The following is a 20,336-nucleotide window of genomic DNA, read 5'->3' on the forward strand; positions in this document are numbered from 1 at the left end:
GCTCCTGGCTCAATTGATGTAGAAACCAAACATGTCGCTGCTGCGCGGTCCGCCAGACGTGTGGCTCGCGCCCGTGAGCTGGCCATCAAGGGGCGTGGCCAGGGCGCGTGTGCGGACCGGCTCTACCAAGTACGGAGTGATCAGGATCACCAATTCGGTTTCGTTGCGCTGAAAGCGCTTGGAGCGGAATAGATTGCCGAGGATCGGCATCTCGCCCAGCATCGGCACTTTCTCGATGTCCTGGGTGCTCTCGCGCTGGAACAATCCGGCAATCGCGAAGGTCTGGCCGCTGCCAACCTCGACACGGGTATCGGCACGCCGCACCCGGAACGACGGGACCTGATAGCCGCCGACAGACACGCTGCTGGAGCCCATCAGGCTGCTGACTTCCGGGCGCACTTGCAGGGCGATGCGACCGTTGGGCAGCAGGGTCGGGTTGAACATCAGTGAAACACCGTAGGGCTTGTATTCGATCCCTACCGTGTCGCGGTTGACCGGCACCGGCACCGCGACCTCGCCTCCGGCCAGGAAGCTGGCGGTCTGGCCGGTCATGGCGGTGATGTTGGGTTCGGCGAGGATTTCCAGGATGCCATTGCTTTGCAACGCTTCGAGCATCGCATCGATATTGACGTTGCCCGAAGCCAACCCGGCGCTGACCACATTGGAGGCCCCAGCAGCCGCGCCGGACGCGAGGGCACCGCCCGTCAACAGGCCAAAGGAAAAGGTGCCGTTGTCGAACAAGGCATTCCAATTCACACCGTAGCGCAGCAATTCCGAGCGCGAGACTTCGGCGAAGCGCACCCGCAGGTTGACCTGGGCCGAGCCTGAGTAGGAGGTCGTGTTGAGGGTTGAGCCAACGTCCTGGCCTTCAGTGTCGAGCAGGCTGTTGAGGTCGGTTGCTTCGCCGACGCTGTTGACCATGCCGCGGGTCACCATGCGATTGCCGACGGCGCTCACCTGGACATTGCTCCCGGGGTGCAGGTCCCGCAACGGCCGAGTCACTGCCTGGGTGCCACGGTTGACCGCCAGACTGAGGCTGGTCAGCTCTTCACCCTCGGCGCCCAGGGCAATCAGGCTGGTTTGCCCAGGCGTCTTGCCAAACACATAGATCACACCAGGCGAAACCACCTGCAGATCAGCAATGCCAGGTTCTGCAACCAGCACCGACTCGACCGGATCCTGGAAATGCAGGATGCGACCTTCACCCTGAGCCAGATCCAGGGTGGCCCTGCTGCCCGAGGCGATGGCTTGCGCCCGCGCCAGTTGCGGCAGCAGTACGACTGACGCGACAGCGATCCAGAAACCGAAATACACAGGCATACGCAACAGCGCAAAACACATCATTAAGCAGTCGCCATTGAAGTAAGGGAAGCACCACCGGCTGTCCGGCGATCGGTAATTTCAGTCAAGCTGATGGAGCCGATGGCCTGCAGGTTGTATTCACCGGCCAGCTCGCGGAACGACAGCACCGCCAACTCCAGCTCGCCACGTACCACCAGCCGACGCAGGCTGCGACGCAAATCGGGGTGGACCAACAGGACGCTGCGATCACCCTCGGCCAGTTGCCCGCAAACGGTGCGCAATTGGGTCAGCAATGAACGGCTGGCATGCTCGTTGAGCAACTCGCGCGGGTTGTCGGCTCGACGCAGATAAGCACGCAACTGCTCTTCAACCGCGGGGGTCAGCACAAAGGCGGTGATGACACGGTTACGATCGGCGTACTGATGGCTGATCTGCCGCGCCAGACTGGCGCGCAGGTGATCGGCCAGGCGCGCGGCATCCGGCTCGCGGGCGCCCCACTCGACCATGGCTTCGAGCAAGGCGCGCTGGTTGCGGATCGACACACCCTCGGCGATCAACAGACGCAGGGTTTCCGCCAGGCGCTGCAAGGGCACATTGCGCAATACTTCCTTGATCAACTCGTCATAGCTGGCTTCCATGCGCTCCAGAATCCTGCGGGTTTCCTGAATGCCCAGGAAGTTCGCGGCATTACGGCGCAGGCTGCGCTCGAGGATGGCTCGCAGGACTTCAGCGACACTGAGAAAACCGATACCGGCCTCCTCCAGTAGCCCCTGATGAGCGCGCTCGATCCATTGCGCCGGGCGACTGTGCAACGGCGACGGTGCCTCCAACGCTTGGATTTCCAGCAGTTGTACGTGCACCAGGTCGTCCTTGAGCAGCAAGCAGCCGACCGGTATCTCACCCTCGCTGATCGGCACGCCCTCGAGCTCGACCACGAAGCCATTGGCGCGCAGATTGCGATCGATGTAGAGGTCCGGCACCGGCACCTCGATACCCAGGTCGCCGCGAAGCTCATGACACAAGGCTTCGATACGCTGGCGCAGCGGCAGTTCGGGCGCCACCTGCGCCACTTCCAGGCCGATGCTCAGCAGCACCCGACAGTCCAATGGCTTGGCCAGGGGCGCGTACGGCTCGATCGGTTCTTCTGCAAACACTGCGACGTCGCTGGCCCCTTCGGCAATCTCGGGCTGGGGCGCTTTGTCGCGGCGGTAGATCGTGAATGCAGCAGCCCCCAGCAACGCCGACAAGCCGATAAATACCAGGGCGGGAAAACCCGGCAGCAACGCCACGCCCAGCAGGATCAAAGCAGTCAAGCCCAGGGCCTGGGCGCTGTAACCCAACTGGTGAAGGATCTCGCTGCCCAGGTTGCCTTCGGCAGTGCCACTGTTGACCCGGGTCACCACCATGCCGGCCGCGACCGAGATCAACAGCGCCGGGATCTGGGCGATCAGGCCGTCGCCGACGGTCAGCAGCGAATAGGTGTGCGCCGCATCGGCGAACGACATATTCCGTTCGACCATGCCGATCATCATGCCGCCCAGCAGGTTGACCGCCAGGATCACCAGGCTGGCAATTGCATCGCCCTTGACGAACTTCATGGCGCCATCCATCGCACCGAACATCTGGCTTTCACGCTCCAGGCGCGAGCGTCGACGGCGCGCTTCATGCTGATCGATATCGCCGTTGCGCAAGTCGTTGTCGATGCTCATCTGCTTGCCTGGCATGGCATCCAAGGTGAAGCGCGCCGCCACTTCGGCCACGCGCTCGGCACCTTTGGTGATCACCACGAACTGGGCCACGGTGATGATCAGGAATACCACCAACCCCACCACCACCTGGCCTGCGATGACAAAATCGCCAAACGCCTTGACGATGTGCCCGGCGTTGCCGTCGAGCAGGATCAGACGCGTGGTGGTGATCGACAGGGACAGACGAAACAGCGTGCTTAACAGGATCAGCGGCGGCAGTGCCGAGAACTCCACCGAGTGTTTGATGTAGAAGGCGACGATAAGGATCAGGATGCTCAGCGAGATGTTCAGGCCGATTAACGTATCCACCAGCCAGGTTGGCAGCGGAATAATCATCATCACGATAGCCATCAGCATGAAGGCGACGACGATCACGTCGCTGCGCTGGGCGGCGATGCGAGCCAATGCGTTGAGGCGGTCGAGGAACATTATTGCGCAGCTCTGCGAGCGGTCAGATAACGTTTGAAGCACTGGCGCGCCTCATCCTTGCGCCCGCCGCTCCACAACGCACGGCTGCGCAACAGCCAGAGACCAGAGGACTCGCCGTCCAGTTCGACCAGGCGGTCTAGCGCCGTCAGGGCGCGCTCGGCCTGGCCGCTGTCGGTAAAGGCCATGACCAGATTGCGCAGCAACGCAGTGTCGCCGGGCGCCATCTGCACGGCGATCAACAGCAGCACCAAGGCACGCTGCGACTGGCCGCTACGGCGATACAACTCGCCCATGCCCTTGAGCAGATCGACGCAGTCCTGTTCTTGACGATTCATGACTCGATCACCTCGGCGCGTTGCTCTTCGAGCAAGCGGCGCAAGGCGATTTCTTCGCTGATCAGTTCATGGGCCAACACCTTGATGTCGGGCTCGGCATCCAGGGTGGGAATCACGTTGTCCAAGACGTATTCGAGAATCTCCATCGAGCGGCGACTGCCGAACAGCTCGGCCGTCATGCCCTCAACGATGCCCGACTGCTCAATCTCGGCACGCAACGAACGGCGTGCCAACACCGCGCGCTGGCCCAGCACCGCCTCGAAGCGTCCACCTTGGCGCGCCTTGGCCGGCTGGACGCTGTCTACCGCCGGGGTTCTTTCGGCGGTTGTCGGTAAGGGCGCCCCCGAATCAATTCTCATAAGGTGAGCGTGAACCGTTCTTCACCACGGGCGAGAATCACCTGATGGTTCTCGATGCGTTCGAGTATCCAGTTATCGGCCAGCGCAGCCCCTGGAAACAGGCGTTCGCCGTCGTTGTTGATCACATACGGGTTATCGCCAAACCAAACCGCCTGAAAACGCACACGGGGCTTGGCGATTTCGTTGCGGGCCACCACGCCGGGGAGCAACATCACCTGTTGGCCGAAGTGGCTATCAAAAGCTTGCTGCACGTCAAGCCACTGGCTTTTCTGGGTGGGGCCATAAGTCCCCTGGGCACTGAGCTGGTCATCGACTTCACTGACCTTGATCTGGTGCAGGCCTGACCTGGCAAGCTGCTGTTCGAGCCAAGCCCTGGCCTGCGCGGTGGTCTGCGTCGGTTCATCGAGCACGGCCAGCGCAGCGGCCTCGTCAGCGCTGTTCAATGCCTGCGGCGAGACCGGCTCGCCCCGGAAGGCAAAGGCGCCCACACACAAGAACATCAGCAGCAAGGCAATGATCCACTGCGGCTTGCGCTGCCAGGCAGGTGTTACAGCTGGAGCCGCTATCGGCGCCAGGCATGCGGTGTCGCGACTGAGGGTCAGGCGGGCTTCGCCGATGCGAATATCCACGGGCAAAGGCGCACGATGCCCCTTGCCGGAAGGAATCAGCATTTCCCGGGCATGGGGGGCGCACACAAACACGTCGCCACCAATCGCTTCGACGGCCACCTGGCCAGCGCTGAAACGCAGCGCCATATGACGTTCGGCAATGCCTGCGTCGCTGAGCAACAGATCAGCACTTGCGGCACAGCCAAGAATGTAGACGGGCTTGTCCAAGGGCAGGCAAACCCCCTGATGCAGACCGTGGGTGATACCAAGCACCGGCAGCCCTTTGCCCGTAGCGGCTACGACTGGGACCGCGGCGAAGAAAGTCAAGGCCGTCATGGTTGTATTACCGGAATAAGACCTGCGGACAAATACCTATGAGGCGCAGATAACGCTGTCAGCGGCAACGAACAGACATGCAGGCAGCCATGAGGCTGCCTGCATGACGACATCAGTTCTGAGGCCGTTGTTTGGTAGCGTCAAGCTCAGCTTTCTTAGCGGTGGACAGCTCGGTGATCTTGGCCGACTTTTCGATCGCCATGTTGAAAGTGGCTTCCATTTTAGCGATAGCCGAATCAGCGTTGCCGGAACTTACTGGGGGAGTCGTGCTCATGGTGATTCTCCTAATCGATGAGAGATACTTGCGCCGCCAAGCGGCCCACTAATGTTGCCATTCGAAGAATAGGGATCGAACATTACAGTTCAACATCTAACAAGTGTTTTAATTCTCAAAGCCAACTATTATCTTGATCCTACCAGCCCCCTAAACACCGGCCACCAAGATGCTTTGCAGCTGAAATCAGTGTGTCGGACCAACTATTTCCCACAGGCAAGTGACAAATAGAAAGAACAAATAACCTATAAACCCCTGTGGATCTTTTCTGGATAGAGCATCCATTTCTCATCAACTAAAAACTGATGGCCAGTTACAATCAACTCTACCTAGGCTTATTGGATTCCACCTGCAATAAACGGGCATAACTGAAACAGTTACGCCCGTTTTTGCAAGCTCGCTATCTGCGCGTGTCAGACTCAGGAAGCGATGGTGCTCTCTTCACCCGGCCACTCCTCGTAAGGGATATCCCAGATGTCGCCATGCGGTACACCGTCGATCTCGTACTGGGTCAGGTAATCGCTCAGGGCATCCGCGAACTTACCCACCCGCTTCTCCTGCTTGACTTCCTCGATCAGGCCAGGGACCAGCAATGCCAGCGCAGCCACCCCCGCCGCCGCGAAGCCCAGGCCACCCGCCACCATCGCGATCCGCGAGGCGGCAACCGCCGAGACGCTCATCGCGCTGGCGCCCACTTCAGCCACCGAAGCCAAGCCCGCCATGATACCCAGCGAACCGGCCGTGATGTTCATGCCACCGGCGACCGTATCCCCTTTCCTGAGCGCCTTGACGCCATCGAAAATGCCGTAGGCGCCAGCCGTAATGGCCGCGATGCCTCCGATCCCCTTCGCCGCGTTTTCCATACCTTTGAGGTTGGCGGTCACGCTTTTGAGCGGATCGTCCATCTTTTTACCCAGGTCGCCAAGCCGGTCACCGGTCAGCTTGCCTTTCACATCCTTGAGGTAGTCCTGATAGTTTTTCAGACCCCCTTCAGCCAGAAGCGTGGCGGCCTGCACCGAACCGGTGGCGATGTCGACGATCTGCCGCTCAGTCAGCTTACCGGCGTTGTTGGCGCCTTTGGCGATGGTCACGCCAGCCATGAACAGCCCGCTCACACCATGCAGGACGCCTTTGTTGGAAGCATCCTTGATCGACGAATCCTTACTGAAGACATCCAGCGCATCCAGGGTCTTGGTGCCCTGGCGAAGCAGGTCCCAGTCGCCCCTGAAGTTAGCCAGGATCTGGTCTGGTGTCGCGACGGTGCCGTCGGCATTGACGAGCATCTGCGGGTTTTCCTCGCTGATCTGTTCGATGATTTTCTTGACCTTCTCCTCATCCAGCTCATTGCCGCCATCGACGCCGAAGGCCGCCTTCATATCGTCGAAGGACGCATCCTTGAAGACGTTGTCCTTGGCGATGCTGGTGAAGTTATCGTTGAGCTTTGTGTCGAGCTTGCCGGTGAACTCGGGGTCCAGCGCCGAGTTGTACAGCGCGACTTCGAGGCTGAAGGAACTCATGGCTTCGTCAGGGGTATGGTCCTTGAGCAGTTCATTCAAGCGATCACCTGAAACCAGTGACTTCTCGTAATAGCTTTCCAACTCGGCATTGGCCTTGGAGCCTTTGACTGCGGCCTGGATCTCTCCGGCATTATTGATGCCCAGCGCGCCCTGGAGGATCTGCGCCGTACCAAAGAACTCGGCAAGAATTTCCGTGTGGGTAGTCTTGCCATCCTTGGACTTGGCTTCCCACAGTGTATCGAGTGACTTGCCGGACTTGATTTCGTCGTCGTAGGTTTTTTGCAGGGACTCCTTGAGCCCCTTGTTGTCTTCCACCAGCTTGGTCAACTCGCTGGAGCCGTGCTCGCTCATGTACTTACTGACCTCGGGGTCGCTCTGCAGGATCTCGATGTGTGTGTTGACATCGTCAAGCAGCTTCTGGGCATCGGGATGGCTGCGCACCTTGTTGGCAATCGTGACCTGCGACTTGTCGTCCTTCCACATACCGGCGGCGCTGCCCTGGATGATCAGTTGCTGGGCAGCCTGGAGATCCTGCAAGACCGCGGCTTTTTCCTCTGGCGAATATTTGTCCGGGTTATCGAACACGTCCTTGTTCAAGCCTGCGGTATCGACCCTGGCCAAGGCATTGTTGCCGGCAATCCCCGAGAGCAGCATGGTAACGGAGGTCGCATCCTTGGGTACGTTGGTGCTCTTGAGCCAGCTCTGGACATCGCCCCTGCTCAGTTCGCCATCAGGATTCTTGTCCAGTGGGTTCTTGGCGTTGTCGATAATCTTGAAAGCACCTGGCTGAGACCAGAAATCCAGTGCCTGCTTGGTCTCTTCGCTCAGCTGTGAATTCTGATTCTTGTACTCCTTGATGTCGTCGGCCGTCAGGTACTTGCCCGCCCCGGTCTTGCCCTTGATCGCCTCGAAGTTCTCATCGAGGATCGCTGCGTACTTGGCGATCTGCTGCGATGCTGGATCAGCATCCGGGTTGGTCTTGAGGTAATCCTTGTAGCTGGCGATATCATCGGTTTTCTTGAGCTCGGGCAGGGCCGAAAAGCCCTCCTTGCCGAAGTCCTGCAGGCGCCCGGCCTCAGTGCCGTGCTTGGCCTCGCCGCTCTTGGTGAAACCGTCCACACTGCTGTTGAACACATCCCCACCGGACTGGGCATTGCCCTTGTCATCGAACATCGTGATGCGGTCCATGACCTGCGCGGCCCGGTAGGCGGCGTCAGCGTCGCTCTCGTAATCGCCGACCTGGTCCTTGAGCATGTCCTTGACGCCACTCTGGTTGCCCAGGTGCTTGAGCAGCGGGTTGTCTTCGATGATGTCTTGGGCCGAACGCTTGTCCTCTTCCGGGCGATTCCATACGATGCCGACCTTTTCGGCCTGCTCGCGGGCTTCCTTGTTGTCGCCCGCCGACGAAGCGTGCTGGATCTCACCCTTGAGGGCAGAGAAACCCTGCTTGCCGAAGTCCTGCAGGCGACCGGCTTCGGTGCCATTTTTCGCTTCGCCGCTTTTGGTGAAACCATCGACCCTGCCGTTACCGACGTCTTTGCCGGCAATCTTGTCGCCCTCGCCATTGAGGGTCTCGATGTGCTCAAGCACCTGGGTCGCACGATAGGCGGCGTCCGGGTCATTTTCGAAATCGCCGACCCGCTCCTTGAGCATGTCCCTGACGCTGCTCTGGTTGCCCAGATTCTTGAGCAAGGCATTGTCATCGATAATGTCCTGCGCGGAGCGATCATCCCCTTCAGGGCGCTCCCACTTGATACCCAGAGCCTCGGCCTGTTCACGTGCCTGGGGATCATCGCCGGGCTTGGACAGGTCCTTGAGCTCGCCTTTAAGGTGCGAGAACCCTTGCCGGCCAAAGTCCTGCAGGCGACCCGCTTCGGTGCCATGCCTGGCATCACCGCCCTTTGTGAAACCATCGACCCGGCCATTGTCGATGTCCTTGCTGGCGATCCGTTCACCACCCTCATCATATTTTTCCACGTGCTCAAGCACCTGCTTGGCGCGGTAGGCCGCATCGGGGTCAGTCTCGAAATCGCCGACACGGTCCTTGAGGTTATCCTTCACATCGCTCTGGTTGCCCAGGTTCTTGAGTACCGGCGTGTCGTCAATGATGTCCTGGGCCGAACGGTTGTCGCCTTCTGGCCGCTCCCATTCAATGCCCGCCTCCTTGGCCTGCTTGATCGCCTGGTCCCAGGCTTCGGCGAGCTTGGGGTCTTGTGGCTTGGACGTTACGCCTACAAAACTGACATCTTGAACGGACATTGATGACTCCTTTTTCTAGAGCATAAATGAGTGCAACGCCGGTGCGAGCCCGTACGGGAGGCACCATTTGCGACAGATCAGCCAGCGTGAATACGCCTAAACCTGCCATCAGCAGGGTCTTAACCGGATGATCGAATCTACATGCGCCAACAGGGTGAAAAATGAGTATCGCCGCGGAGTGTTACAACCTAACGTATGCGCCAATCACCCGTTCATCAGGGCCGAATGCACAGTCCAAGAGTCAGGCGGATATACGGAGGGATCAGCCTGGTGGCCGCAGGCTGATGGGGAGAAGGGATCAGTTCTGAGGACGCTGTTTGGACGAGTCCAGCACGGTCTTGGCAACGGTGGTCAACTCAGTGATTTGAGCAGACTTGGTAATGGCGGAATCGAACACATCGCTCATATTGGCGAGCGCTTCGGTGGCAGTGCCCTTGAGGCCCCCCTCTGCTGCCCATTCGAAGTTCCACGCGCCGCTGTAATTGTCGGCACCGGCCACATCGTGAGTTTCGATGGCGGTGAAGACGTCCGAATGGCGCGTCATGTACTCTGCGGCTGCCGACACTTCGGCAGACACCTCCTTGGACGAAGCGTTGGCCAGCGACGAGAGTTCATTCCCGCTGATCGCGCCCTTACCTTTTTCTTTCATGTAATCGGCCAGAATCCGACTGGATTTGGCGATGTCCAATTTAGCATCGAATGCAGAGGCGGAACTGTTCTGTGATGAAGGCGTTGCGCCGCTTGAAGGCGTGACGGTAGTCATGGAAAGGCTCCTTGGCAGTGATTCAGGTATTCAATAGTTGCTTAATGCCATGACATTCATATTAACGGCTTGGAACAACATGCGACTTCAAGCCATCAGTCACCCAGGTCTTACGCAAGCCGTTGGCCAACCTCGGCCGCTCGGCCCCTGATGAGAGCCGGTTCGGTGTTCATCACTGAATCTGCGGACCATCAAGGGGAACATCGAGGATGAAGGTTGCGCCCCGTCCAACCCCGTCGCTGTGCACGGTCAAGCTGCCCCCCATTTCCTGCGCGGCCAGCGCGCAACTGTGCAGGCCGAAACCGTGACCGTCTTGGCGAGTCGTGAAACCGTGGGAAAAGATACGGGCCAGGTGCTCGGGCGCAATCCCGTTGCCGTTGTCGGCCACCGTGATACGCAACGCTGGCCCTTGCACGAGAGAGGCGCCGAACGTGATGCACGGGCTGCGATCGACCACGCCGACCAACGCCTGCCTGGCGTTGTTGATCAGGTTCACCAGAATCAATAGCACCCGATGCCGGTCCAGCGCCAGCAGGGGCAAGTCAGCAATGTCCTTGACCATCGTCACCCCCAGGCGTGCCAGTGATCCGGCACTCATGCGCCAGGCATCATCGATTAACTCCGGGACCGGTACTGTCTCGACGATACTGACGGCAACGGCATAAGACTGCTGGGCAGCGACGATGGTCTTGATGTGGTCAATGCCCTTGGTGAGTTGCCCGAGCTCTTCGATGATGCCCTGTTGCTCTGTCGCCACCACCTCCGCCAGCTTGAGCAGGTAGCCGGGCAGCATCTTTCCTTTGTGGTCTGTGGTGAGAAAATCGCTCAAGTCATGGCCGTGCTCGTTCATCATCTGAGCCACCTTACCCAGCCCCTGGACTTTGGAGGTGCGCATCAGGCTACTCACCAGTTCTGCCGAGACGTTCACGCTGTTGAGGACATTGCCGACGTTGTGCAGCACAGCAGTGGCGATTTCGGCCATGCCCGCCTGACGGGATTTGGCATGCAGTTCGGTCTGCACTTGGCTCATGCGCAGTGCCGCGCGTACACGGGCCTTGAGCTCCAGCGGCGAGAAGGGTTTGGCGATATAGTCGTCGGCGCCGCTCTCCAGCCCGGAGACGCAGGCCTCGCTACCGCCACGGGCGGTCACCAGGATCACCGGTAAATGAGCAAAACCGGCGCTGGCTTTGATTCTGGCTGTCAGGCCAAAGCCGTCGAGCTCCGGCATCATGACATCCGAAACGACCACATCGATGGGTCGACGCTGCAGCAGTGCCCAGGCCTGCTCTCCATCAACGGCGGTGGCAACGATGTAATCGCTTTGCAAAAGTTCTCTGAGATAGCTGAGCATTTCCGGGCTGTCGTCGACCACCAGCACTCTGGATCGCAAGGCGTGTTCCGGGTGCTGCTCGTCGCCCGCGCCTTGCGTCGCGACTTGGTCGTCGCGACTGCCTTGGTGGCCGTCGTCGAAACGCAGATGACGCTGCTCAATAGTGCTTGTTGTGCTCGATGATGAGCGCTCCTGCATATTGCTGGCGTCGGTCTCTACGGTGTTTAGCTCAGTCCCCAGCGGAAGTCGCACAAAGAAGCACGACCCCCGTCCAGGCTCGCTGTTGACGCCGACTTCGCCCCCCATCAGTTCGGCCAGATCCTTGACCAGGGCCAGACCAATGCCTGTGCCGCTGTAGTGACGCGTGGCGGAATTGTCGATCTGGGAAAAACGCTGGAACAGCAACGGCAGTTTGTCAGGCGCAATGCCAATCCCCGAGTCTTGCACCGCAAGTTCAAAACGCTCGCCCTCAATCGGCGTCACTGCCAAGTGCACGGTGCCGCCAGCGGGCGTGAACTTGATGGCATTGCTCACCAGGTTGAGAAGAATCTTCTCGAAGTGTCGGGGGTCCAGGAACACTGTGCCGAGCGCAGGATCGATGCTGCTGGTCAAGGTGCAGCCTTTGCCCTCGGCCACCATGGCGGCATCCTCGGCCAGCACCCCCACCATCTTGTTCAAATCAACTGGCGAGGCACACAACTCGAACTTGCCCGCTTCGGCCTTGGAGAAATCGAGGATGTCGTTCACCCGGTTCATCAAGCGCAGCGCGTTGCGTTGGGCGCGGTCGATTTGCACATGCCAGTCCGCCGGCGGGATGGTCGCCGCCGAGAGCTGCTCCAGGGGGGCGAGAATGAGGGTCAGGGGGGTGCGCAATTCGTGGCTGACCGTGGCGACGAAATCGCTCTTTGCCTGGTTAGCCGTCTCGGCCTGGTTGCGCGCCAGAATGAGCTCGACGGCCTGCGCCTCCAGCACCTCGGTCTGCTGGTGCAGCGTGTCGGTCCGTTCGGCGACCATTCTCTCCAAAGAGGCCTGGACTTGCTGTCGTTCGGCTTCGGCCTCGGCCTCCAGCACCCGGATACGCAGGGCATTCTCCTGGAACACCCGTACGGCGCGGGTCATGATTCCAATCTCGTCACCGCGTCCGGCGCTGGCGATCTCGGCGTTCAGGTCGCCGGCCGCCAGCCGGCGCATGACCGAGGCCAGGGCCACGATGGGCCGCGCAACAAATCGCGACGTGCTCCAGGCGATGGCGCCGGCTAGCAGGATGGCGATGGTACCGGCAACTATCGTCGCAAGCATGCTGCGATCATTGTGGACCAAGGCGTCGGAACGCGCTTGACCCGCGAAGCGCGCAACCAACTGGCCGGCACTGCGTGCCTCGTTGCGAACCTGGTCACGCGCGTCGCTCAAGGCGTTGCTCGCCTGATGGAACCTGGCGAATGCCGCCCGGTAGCCGGTAATCTGATCACTGACCGTCAGCGGCGTAGCCTTGGCTTGCAGCCCCACGGACGAAGGCAGAACCCGAGCGAGACGGGAGAGCTCATCCAGGATGACGCCGACAGCGCTGGCGACCTCGGCCGACGGCGACAGACGAAACGCCAAGGTCTGGGCTTCCAGGGTGGCAACGCGCTCGGCGAAACGCTTGGACAACGCGGCAGCATTGTTCAGCAAACCGGTGGCTGCCTGAATGTCGTTTGCTTCATGGGCCACGAGCCCATCCACCTCACTCAACATTGCCTCGAGGTGCTCGACCTCATCCCCGACGGCGGCGAGATGCCGCAACGCTTCGCCTCCCCGCAGCCTGGGCGCCTCGCCCAGGTGTTCCAACGTCACGCTGGCCGCAGCGACCGTCATCGCCAACTGGTCCAGGGTCTCTCTCTCCTGCGGCGCCCCCATCACCTCACGCAATTGCTCGACCACGGGCGCGAGTGCCGCGCTGGCGTTGCGCGCCGCAGTGGCGGCCGCCCCATCGCCGGTCAGCAGTACCTTGGCCACATTGGCGGTGACGATCCGTTCGCCGTTGCGCAGGATATCCAGAATGCGATGGGCGGTTTCGCTGTTGCTCACCCGCACCTCGTGATCAGCGGCGCGGGTATCAAGCCCCTTCAGGCCATCGGCGATGCCCTGTTCGACAAGGAGGGTCGCCTCGCGCATCCGGCCGTAGTGAGCGGTCATGTTCTGCGTTTCGCCATCCATGGTCAGGGTTGCCGCCCGCAAGGCGGCGATCGCCGCGGCGAGCCTCTCCAGACTGCCTTTGAGCGATTGCGTCTCTGCCACCGGAATGGCGGTGAGGCCAGCGATAGCCGTCGCCACCATGCCTTCGGCCTGGGACAGGCTTTCCTGGTCGCGGGTCGCGATGAAGTTTTCTACCCGCCCGGTGGCCCCGTTGACCGAGGCCAGAATTTCCGCGGAATGGCTGGCGGAATCCACCGCACGAACCATGCCTCGCAGGCCGTAGAGGTTCACGAGCGATACCGCCAGCATCAGGAACACCAGTGCGGCGACCGCCAGGCCAATCCTGACGGCAATGGGCCTGTCCGTGGCGGGCCTGAATGTCAGCATCGCGCCTCGCCTCCTAGTTTCCCACTCGCCACTACTGCTTCGTCACCTCCGGCAAAGGCGCCGGCGCCGCCGTATGGTTGATCGCCGCGTCGATCATCGCCGCAACGGAAGCCTGGCTGTAGAAAGGATTGGCGGCGCCGCCCACCGGCATGGTGGCGAGCCAGGCGTCCAGGTCTTTCGCGTCGATGCGTACCAGCGGCACCTCGACGAACTTCGGCACCTGCTTGCCGGCCAGAATCTGCTGGGCCACCCAGAAGCCCACTTGGGAGACGCTTGGGGAGGCCGAGACCGAGACGGTCTCGTAGCCGTTGGCATCGCGCTCCTGTTTCCATAGCGCGAGTTCGTCTTGGCGGTTCCCCATCACAATGATCGGCAAAGGGCGCCCTGCCGCCTTGAACGCCATGGCCGCGCCATAACCGTCGCCCCCTTGCGTCGCGACGGCATCAATGCTGGGCAGCGACGGCAGCGCGAGCGCCACCTCCTTGCGTGCGACGGACGCTGTCCAGCTCCCATACACGGTCTTGGCGAACTTCAGACCCGGATAGTCGCTGGCGGCCTTGCGAATGCCGTCGCTGATGTTCTTGTCGGTGGCATCACCAGCAATGCCGCGGATCTCCAGCAGCGTGCCGTTCCCCTTAAGGCGCTCGGCGATGTAATCCATTTCCACACGACCCATGGCGGACCAGTCGTAATCCACGGTATAGACGCAACGTTCGGTGACCAGGCTGGCCATGACCACCACCACGATGCCGGCGTTGCACGCATCGCGGATCACCCCGTTGAGGGCCGTGTCGGAGGCCGCCAGAATGACGATGGCGTTCACACCCTTGACGATCATGTCCTGGATATGGGCCGCCTGTTCCGCCGCCGAGTTATTGGCGCTGACCACCGAAGCCTCGCGGATCAAGCCATCCTTTTGCGCTTGGGCCGCAACCTCCTGCCAGTTGCGCACCATCACCTTGCGAAAATCGCTGCCCGCGTAGGAGTTACTGAAGGCAATGCTATAGCTTGAGGTAGGGCCGCCGGCGATGCCGTCGTCGGCAGCTTGGGCTGGATTGGCAGCCACCACCGCCAGCCCGGTCATGCAGCCGGCGAGGCACCATAAGACTTTGTGGATCCGTTTCGTGTTCATACTGCTCTCCACGTCCTTGGGATGTACCAAAAGTCATCCACCTGCCCCGCCGACAGCCTGAATCGACTGTTCTATCTGATTGCAGAAGCCGGCGTGCAGATTGGAGATCGTAGTCAGGCTTCCTCCAGCGGCCCAATCGAGTGTCTCGCGCAAATGCTAATGAAGTGGCTCTCAGCATAGTCTCAACATGCCCGTTGCGCTCACACCATAGTGTTGGCTCAACTGTTCTCTGCCTCAAGCGCACGGTAATGGTCAATCTTGACTTGCAGCGCAGCAACGGCCTTTTGCATGGCAGCAACTTCGGCCTGTACATCCTGTAAATGGCTCTCCAGCATCTGGCGGCGTTCGGTAACCGTTGAATCCCCAGCGCTGCGCAGCTTGGCGAATGTTTGCATTTTGCCGATGGTCATGTGGGTGGTGCGTAAACGCAGCAGAAACTCCAGCCACGCCATATCAGTCGGCGCATAAAGCCGTTGCCCGCCGGCCGCACGGGCGACCGGTGCCAACAGGCCGATGCGTTCGTAGTAGCGCAGAGTATAGGTCGTGAGACCAGTGCGCTTGGCGACCTGGTCAATCGTCTGGTAGGCGTTCATAGGCGCAATCCTTAACCATCGGTGTTCGGTAATGCAGAGGTGCCGTTCACTCAGGAGGCGCGGCAACCATTTTGATGCCTCGTTTGGCAAACACTTCCCGCGCTGCGCTGATGCCATTCAACGCGCTTGGAAAACCAGCATACACCGCCATCTGGATGATGATTTCAACGATTTCCTCAGGTTTGCAACCCACATTCAGCGCCCCCTCTATATGCACTTTGAGTTGAGGTTGGGCGTTCCCCAACGCGGTGAGGGCCGCGATGGTTGCCAGCTCGCGTGTGCCCAGGGCAACACCCGGCCTGGAAAACACATCACCATAGGCGAAATCGACTATCCATTCACCCAGCTCGGGCGAGATATCGCTAAGCGAGTTGACCACGCTGTTGCCGGTGGCCCCGGTGATCTTTTCCAGGGTCTCGACCCCTTTCACGCGTCGACTGTCCGGTTCAACTGCCGACGCCGGAATTGCGATTGCTGAAAGCACGAGCCCGGTTACAGCGCTCAGTTTTTTTAATGTCATGACCTGTCTCCTTGTTTAAGCCGCGCAACGGACCTGGCCGTTCTGGCGGTGCAACAAGGAGGCTATTGGTTAGAGCGCGCTCTAAGTCAAGCGCCAGTTGCTTTCAGCTAAAGGGGCCCGCAGTCAAAGGAGGACAAGCCTGTTTTCTGTGCGCCAGCCCCCTGCTTCTGGCCGTTTAGCGGATTGGGGGAGCATGTTGAGCATTCGCGGATGGCTGCGATGGGCGCTAGCCGTCACTGATCAATGGTCACTCACAGCCCCCTCACTTCATCGTCACACCACCGCAGTTGCAATCGTTCTGGAGCGCCAGGCAAAAGCCAGCACCATCAGCAGCCCCAGACCCGCCATTGCCGCTCCGGCCAGGGAAATCGCCGGATAACCCAGCCCGGCATTGATCACCGCTCCGCCCAGCGCCGCACCAATGGCATTGCCGAGGTTGAAGGCACCGATGTTCACTGCCGAGGCCAGATTGGGTGCGTCCTTGGCAGCTTCCATGACGCGCATCTGTAGCGGCGGCACCAGGGCGAAGCTGGCAATACCCCATATCAGGATGGCAACGGCGGCCGGCAGCGGCCAACGCATCAGTACGGTGAACGCCAGCAAGACGAGAATCAGCACGCTCAGCGAAACGATCAGGGTGCGATCTATCGAGCGGTCGGCGGCCTTGCCACCCCACATGTTGCCCAGCGTCAACCCCACACCGAACAGCACCAGCATGGCGGTAATGTAGGCGGTGGACGCATGGGTCTCGCTGCTGAGGATCGGCGCAATGTAGGTGAAGACGGTAAACATTGCACCCGAGCCGACTACGGTCAGGGCCAATGCCCCCAGCACCGGTCCACGACCCAGCACCCTAATTTCAGCCAGTACGCCGACGCCTTTCGGCGCCTGCAGGTTGGGCAGGGCGAACCACAACGCAATCATGGTCGCCACGCCGAGGCCGGTAATACCCCAGAATGCCGTGCGCCAGCCGAACAGTTCGCCAAACCAGGTGGCCAGCGGCACACCGCCGATGGTCGCCAGGGTCAGGCCCATGAACATGGCTGCAACCGCCCCGGCCCGCTTCTCTGGGGCGACCACGCTGGCGGCGACGATGGAGCCGACGCCAAAGAATGCACCGTGGTTCAGCGAGGTCACCACCCTGGCGACCATGAGGCTGTAGTAATCGGTGGCCAAGGCTGACATCAGATTACCCAGGGTGAAAATCGCCATGAGTCCGATCAGCAGATAGCGCCGGGGAATCCTGCCGGTGGTCAGGGTCATCAGCGGCGCGCCGAGCAGTACGCCCAGGGCGTAGGCACTGACCAACAAACCGGCGGCGGGGATGGAAACGCCGAGATCCGCAGCGATGCCCGGCAACATGCCCATGGGGGCGAACTCGGTAACGCCGATGCCAAAGGCACCTATGGCGAGTGCGACAAGTGGTGGATTGATACGCATGGAAGGCTCCTTATCTATGCCGCCAATGCTACGATCCGGTCTTTTCAGGCGGTAGATAGTATTTTTGGCAATCACCTTTGCGTAAGAGGCACAAATGGATTTCAACGGCAGGTCGGGTGAAATGAGTGTGTTCGCCACCGTGGCGCAGGCAGGCAGCCTGTCAGCCGCCGCGCGTGCATTGGGGCTGACACCCTCGGCGGTCAGTCGGATCATCGCGCGTACCGAACAACGTCTTGGCACTCGCCTGTTGTTGCGCACCACCCGAGCGATCACCTTTACCGCCGAGGGCGAGGCTTTCCTGCGCGGCGCCCGGCGTATCCTGGCCGACATGGACGAGGTCGAAGAAGCCATCGCCGACCAGGGCGTGCCCAGGGGCCGCTTGCGGGTCAGCGCCGCCCTCGGCCATGGGCGGCAGGCCATCGTTCCCTTGGTGGCAGCATTCAGCGCCCGCTACCCGAACATCGTCGTCGACCTCACCCTCGGCGACGAAGTGGTCGACATTCTCGGCGGCCAGGCCGACGTGGCGGTACGCTTTGGCCATCTGCCCGACAGCCCGCTGACGGCACGCCGGCTCGGTGACATCCGCCAGGTCGTGGTGGCATCGCCGGAGTATCTGCAGCGCCACGGCATCCCCCAGGAACCGGAAGACCTGCTACGGCACAACTGCCTACGCTTCAACTTCCGGCGTGCCGAACCCAACTGGCCGTTCATCCGCGACGCCAGGGAGTTTTCCCTGAAGGTCAGCGGCAACATCGAATGCAGCAGTGGTGAGGCATTGGCACAACTCGCGCGCGTCGGTGCCGGCATTGCGCGTATCGGCGAATTCACCGTGAGCGAGGATCTGCAACGCGGTGACTTGATACCGCTGCTGGAAGCCTGGAACCCAGGCGACCGAGAACCCATTCATGCGGTGTTCGTAGGGGGTTCGGCAATGCCGGCGCGGGTGCGGTTGTTCGTGGACTTCCTGCTGGAACATCACCGGATGTAGTCAGTTCGCAAAGCTGCCCCCCTCGATGTGATAGACCGTCGGTTCTTCCGAAAAATATTCCTCTAAACCTGCCATGAACACCTGATGGTCTTCACTCGCTTCGAAGCCCTTGTGGTCCTCGAGCGAGCGCCAGCGCACGATGAGGTTGAGTACCTGGGGCGTTTCGATGCCTTGCGCGAGCATGTGGCCGCCGTAACCCGTTGCGCGTTTGAGCAACGGTTCGACATCGGCAAAGGCACGCTTGAAACGTTCAATGCGTTCTTTGTGAACGGGGAGCAAAGCGATTTCATAGATCATGACGTCCTCCAAAAAAGACTTAAACGGTTAAGGACTGTTACGGGATGAGCGACGGCTCGACTGCAATCGCAATTTTCCCTTGAAGGCCGTTGTTGGGGCTCTCCAACCGGGCATGGGCGAGCGCAAGGTCGGCCAGCGAATAGACCGCGCCAACGTGCGGGCGCAGTTGACCGCGTTCTACCAGTGCACTCAGCTCATCCAGTTTGCCGCGGTTTTGTCGGGTAAAGACGAAGTGATAGCTGGCGTTCTTGCCCCAGGCTTGAACAAGGTTTTGCGGCTGGGCAATGTCCACAATCGAGACCACGCGACCGAGTTGGGCGAGCGCGTCGGGGCTACGTGTCAGTGTGTTGCCGCCGATGGTGTCGAACACCACATCCACGCCGTGGCCGTCGGTTTCCCGCAGGATGGCGTCGACGTAATCCTCCTTTTCGTAGTCGATGAGCACATCGGCACCCATGCGGCGTGCGAACTCAAAGTTGGCTTCGCGCACGGTCGTGAAGACCCGCGCGCCAATGGCTTTTGCCACCTGGATCGCGACATGCCCTACGCCTCCCGCGCCGCCGTGTATCAGAATGCTTTCCCCCACTCTGAGCGCCGCTCGCACGGTCAGTGCTTCCCACACCGTCCCGCCAACCAGGGTCAGGCTGGCGGCCTCAAGGTGGCTCAGTGATTTCGGCTTACGCCCGATGATGCTTTCGGCCGCCACGTGGTACTCGGCATAACTGCCTGGGCCGTCGAAAATTTGCGGGGTGTACCAGACTTCGTCTCCCGGCGCGAAGCTCGTCACACCCGGCCCGACTTCTTCAACAACCCCCGATACGTCGTGGCCGGTAATGGCCGGCAGTGGCACCAGGTCGGCATAGTCGCCACGTCGAACCTGATAATCCAACGGGTTGATAGAGGTGGCGTGTACACGCACCAGGACCTGTCCCGCACCCGGTACGGGCTTGGGCACGTCGCTAAGTTCGAACGACTCCGGGCCGCCAAATGATTTCAGTACCATCGCTTTCATGATAAATCCTCGCATCGACAAAAAGGGATATCGAGATATTTCGATATCATACGGTAAAAAAATTACAGATCTTTCCCTATGATCTCGGCAAGCGCGCTGATGGTCGCTTCATTGCGCTTGTAGTAGGTCCACTGACCGATGCGCCTGACTTCAACCAGGCCCACTCGTTGCAACGTAGCAAGATAACCGGACACCGTAGACTGCGACAGCCCGATGCCTTCTTGAATGCTACTGACGCAGACGCCGACCGTGAGAACGTCACCTTCATCCTGCGGAGGGAAGTTCTTTGTCGGATCCTTCAAACCTTTCAGGATTGCAAGACGCGTAGGGTTTGAGAGTGCTTTGAATATTTCGATCAGTTCCATGCGCCTAGAATATCGAGATTTACCGATATGTCAATACAAGAAACTAAAGTAATTTTGCGATCTGAATTGCCAACGGTTTCGTCGGCCAGACCGCTTGGCGGGTTCTGGCGCAATAATCGCAGCAACGACGACAGAGGCCGCGAATGCAGCCTCTCAGAGCATCTGGT

Annotated in this window: 17 protein-coding genes and 2 pseudogenes; 1 reads left to right on the plus strand and 18 read right to left on the minus strand. The window is 60.4% G+C overall.

Features of this window, described 5'->3' with window-relative positions; genetic code table 11:
* Positions 1 to 9: 9 nt before the first annotated feature.
* From AAIS01_RS17035 to AAIS01_RS17095, 15 genes and pseudogenes are all read right to left on the minus strand, one after another.
* Entirely contained in the window at positions 10 to 1,344 is a 1,335-nt protein-coding gene (locus AAIS01_RS17035) for a type II and III secretion system protein family protein (protein ID WP_431191927.1), read from the minus strand.
* Positions 1,344 to 3,482, minus strand: a complete 2,139-nt coding sequence (gene sctV, locus AAIS01_RS17040; RefSeq protein WP_431191930.1) for a type III secretion system export apparatus subunit SctV — start codon at positions 3,480 to 3,482, stop codon at positions 1,344 to 1,346. Before sctV ends, AAIS01_RS17035 begins: the two co-directional genes overlap by 1 nt.
* Positions 3,479 to 3,814 (minus strand): type III secretion apparatus assembly chaperone SctY, encoded by a 336-nt coding sequence (gene sctY / locus AAIS01_RS17045; RefSeq protein WP_186653834.1) that lies wholly within the window; start codon positions 3,812 to 3,814, stop codon positions 3,479 to 3,481. Before sctY ends, sctV begins: the two co-directional genes overlap by 4 nt.
* Positions 3,811 to 4,173 carry a hypothetical protein gene (locus tag AAIS01_RS17050; RefSeq protein WP_343469881.1) on the minus strand — a complete coding sequence of 121 codons (363 nt, stop codon included), beginning with the start codon at positions 4,171 to 4,173 and terminating at the stop codon, positions 3,811 to 3,813. The genes sctY and AAIS01_RS17050 overlap by 4 nt, the downstream gene beginning before the upstream one ends.
* Positions 4,170 to 5,117: a SctD/MshK family protein gene (locus AAIS01_RS17055; RefSeq protein ID WP_343469882.1), complete on the minus strand. Its 948-nt coding sequence runs from the start codon at positions 5,115 to 5,117 to the stop codon at positions 4,170 to 4,172. The genes AAIS01_RS17050 and AAIS01_RS17055 overlap by 4 nt, the downstream gene beginning before the upstream one ends.
* 112 nt (positions 5,118 to 5,229) lie before the next feature.
* Complete coding sequence (locus AAIS01_RS17060; RefSeq protein WP_163006721.1) at positions 5,230 to 5,391, minus strand: hypothetical protein; 162 nt, start codon at positions 5,389 to 5,391, stop codon at positions 5,230 to 5,232.
* Positions 5,392 to 5,810: 419 nt separating this feature from the next.
* The gene (locus tag AAIS01_RS17065) at positions 5,811 to 9,167 is read right to left on the minus strand and encodes a type III effector HrpK domain-containing protein (RefSeq protein WP_343469883.1); all 3,357 of its coding nucleotides are present in this window, start codon (positions 9,165 to 9,167) and stop codon (positions 5,811 to 5,813) included.
* Positions 9,168 to 9,465: 298 nt separating this feature from the next.
* Entirely contained in the window at positions 9,466 to 9,930 is a 465-nt protein-coding gene (locus AAIS01_RS17070) for a hypothetical protein (RefSeq protein WP_186653829.1), read from the minus strand.
* Positions 9,931 to 10,102: 172 nt separating this feature from the next.
* Positions 10,103 to 10,960 (minus strand): sensor histidine kinase, encoded by an 858-nt coding sequence (locus AAIS01_RS25710; protein ID WP_431191931.1) that lies wholly within the window; start codon positions 10,958 to 10,960, stop codon positions 10,103 to 10,105.
* Positions 10,961 to 11,458, minus strand: a pseudogene (locus AAIS01_RS25715) (response regulator transcription factor); the annotation flags it as partial.
* 48 nt (positions 11,459 to 11,506) lie between these two features.
* A pseudogene (locus AAIS01_RS25720) lies at positions 11,507 to 13,822 on the minus strand (sensor histidine kinase); the annotation flags it as partial.
* Positions 13,823 to 13,853: 31 nt separating this feature from the next.
* Positions 13,854 to 14,954 (minus strand): ABC transporter substrate-binding protein, encoded by a 1,101-nt coding sequence (locus AAIS01_RS17080; RefSeq protein ID WP_343469885.1) that lies wholly within the window; start codon positions 14,952 to 14,954, stop codon positions 13,854 to 13,856.
* Between the two features lie 218 nt (positions 14,955 to 15,172).
* Positions 15,173 to 15,547 (minus strand): MerR family transcriptional regulator, encoded by a 375-nt coding sequence (locus tag AAIS01_RS17085; RefSeq protein ID WP_343469886.1) that lies wholly within the window; start codon positions 15,545 to 15,547, stop codon positions 15,173 to 15,175.
* 46 nt (positions 15,548 to 15,593) lie between these two features.
* The gene (locus tag AAIS01_RS17090) at positions 15,594 to 16,067 is read right to left on the minus strand and encodes a carboxymuconolactone decarboxylase family protein (protein WP_343469887.1); all 474 of its coding nucleotides are present in this window, start codon (positions 16,065 to 16,067) and stop codon (positions 15,594 to 15,596) included.
* Positions 16,068 to 16,340: 273 nt separating this feature from the next.
* On the minus strand, positions 16,341 to 17,507 hold the full coding sequence (locus AAIS01_RS17095) for an MFS transporter (protein ID WP_092396257.1): 1,167 nt from the start codon (positions 17,505 to 17,507) through the stop codon (positions 16,341 to 16,343).
* 94 nt (positions 17,508 to 17,601) lie between these two features.
* On the opposite strand from AAIS01_RS17095, the gene AAIS01_RS17100 reads away from it, so the two are divergent.
* Positions 17,602 to 18,495, plus strand: coding sequence for a LysR family transcriptional regulator (locus AAIS01_RS17100; RefSeq protein ID WP_343469888.1), 894 nt, complete (start codon positions 17,602 to 17,604; stop codon positions 18,493 to 18,495).
* Here AAIS01_RS17100 and AAIS01_RS17105 read toward each other — a convergent pair whose 3' ends face one another.
* The 3 genes from AAIS01_RS17105 to AAIS01_RS17115 form a co-directional block, all read right to left on the minus strand.
* Complete coding sequence (locus AAIS01_RS17105; protein ID WP_092396253.1) at positions 18,496 to 18,792, minus strand: antibiotic biosynthesis monooxygenase family protein; 297 nt, start codon at positions 18,790 to 18,792, stop codon at positions 18,496 to 18,498. It lies immediately after the preceding gene.
* A 37-nt stretch (positions 18,793 to 18,829) separates the two neighbouring features.
* Positions 18,830 to 19,804 (minus strand): zinc-dependent alcohol dehydrogenase family protein, encoded by a 975-nt coding sequence (locus AAIS01_RS17110; protein WP_343469889.1) that lies wholly within the window; start codon positions 19,802 to 19,804, stop codon positions 18,830 to 18,832.
* A gap of 62 nt (positions 19,805 to 19,866) precedes the next feature.
* Positions 19,867 to 20,169, minus strand: coding sequence for an ArsR/SmtB family transcription factor (locus tag AAIS01_RS17115; RefSeq protein WP_343469890.1), 303 nt, complete (start codon positions 20,167 to 20,169; stop codon positions 19,867 to 19,869).
* Positions 20,170 to 20,336 lie beyond the last annotated feature (167 nt).

Origin of the sequence: Pseudomonas halotolerans (assembly GCF_039581215.1) — a bacterium.
In the GTDB taxonomy this organism is placed as follows: domain Bacteria; phylum Pseudomonadota; class Gammaproteobacteria; order Pseudomonadales; family Pseudomonadaceae; genus Aquipseudomonas; species Aquipseudomonas tehranensis.